The organism is Fructobacillus ficulneus, from assembly GCF_001047075.2.
GTDB lineage: Bacteria > Bacillota > Bacilli > Lactobacillales > Lactobacillaceae > Fructobacillus > Fructobacillus ficulneus.
Genome location: NZ_DF968005.1, coordinates 336,068 through 337,580, shown reverse-complemented (window position 1 = coordinate 337,580; position 1,513 = coordinate 336,068). Strand labels below are relative to the sequence as shown.

General features: G+C 46.7%; 1 protein-coding gene. It reads right to left on the bottom strand.

Annotated elements, in window-relative coordinates:
* A partial coding sequence (locus AOQ29_RS06170; protein ID WP_114675006.1) for a DUF1542 domain-containing protein occupies positions 1-1,513 on the bottom strand: 1,513 nt, incomplete at both ends.

Below are 1,513 nucleotides of genomic sequence, written 5' to 3'. Positions count from 1 at the left end.
TATCAGCAGCATTTTCAAATGTTGATCCGGGAGCAACAACCGCATTGGTATCCGTTGGGTTTTGAGCATTGTTCAAAGCACTTTGAGCAGTTGCGTGGGCGGCATCCAAGGCATTTTCTCGGTCTTGCTTTTGGCTAGGTGTCAAATTAGCGTTGTTCTCAATTGCCTGCTTGGCATTGTTGTAATCGTTTAACAATGCTGCATTCGCCGTTGTCTTAGCATTATCCAAAGTAGTCAAAGTACCTTCCCCAGCTGCTTCTGCGTCACTAGCTGCTTGGGCATCATTAGCACCAGTAATGTTGCCTTCGGCTGCCTGCTCAACCTTAGCCAAGGTTTGCTTTTGGGCATCCTTGTCAGCTTGGCTCAATGATGGGTCTTGGTCGATGATTGCTTGATCTGCTTTCAAAGCATTTTGGAGCTTGGTTACAGCATCAGTCTTTTGAGTGGCCAATGGGGTCACACCAGAAACGTCCGTATTTGTTTTCAAAGCATTGGCAAAGTCGGTTGAATTTTCAGCTGCGGTAACACTGGCAGCATCAGGGGCACTATCGACATTACCAGCGGCCGTGTTGTAAGCGGACTTAATAGCTTGTTCACGTGCCTGACGGTCAGCATCCGTCAAATCCTTGTTAGCTTCCAAACCATCAATAGCATTTTGGGCCTGTTGAGCCAAGCTCTTACGGGCTGCCGTCTTGTCATTTGACAAGTTATTAAAGATGTCATTAGCCTTGTTTTGAGCATCGGCGATTTGTTGGGCATTTGAGGCGTTGTTAATGTCGGTATTTGCCTGTTTAGCAGCATTTTGAATAACTTGCTTTTGGACGGCCTTTTGTTCGGGTGTCAAATTACCGTTCAAATCAATGGCATTTTCAGCCGCTGTTGCCTGCTGGTCAATGGCGTTTTGGGCATTTGAAGAACCACCGTTGACCGTGCCAGTTGCGTTAGTCTTTTGGCTAGCCAATGGAGTGACATTCGAGTCATCTTGAGCTGTTTGGGTTGCCTTATCAAAGTCTGAACCAGAAGTAACAACACTATCGGCTGCAGCTGGTGTTTGAGCAGCATTCATCGCTGATTCTGCTGTGGCATGGGCTGCATTCAAAGCATTTTGACGGTCCTGCTTTTGCGCATCGGTCAAATTTACATCGTTCTTAATTGCATTTGAAGCATCTTGGTAGTTCTGAGCCAAAGTTTTATTCGCTGCCGTCTTCGCATTATCCAAAGTAGTCAAAGCACCTTCTGCAGCTGCTTCAGCATCACTAGCTGCTTGGGCATCAGTGGCTCCAGTAATGTTGCCTTCGGCTGCCTGCTCAACCTGAGCCAAGGTTTGCTTTTGGGCATCCTTGTCAGATTGGCTCAATGATGGGTCTTGGTCGATGGTTGCTTGATCTGCTAATAAGGCTTCTTGAAGCTTTTGAACAGCTGCCGTCTTCTGGTCAGCTAATGACTTCACACCAGAAACGTCGGTATTTGTTTTCAAAGCATTAGCAAAGTCCGATGAATTTTCAGCTGCGGT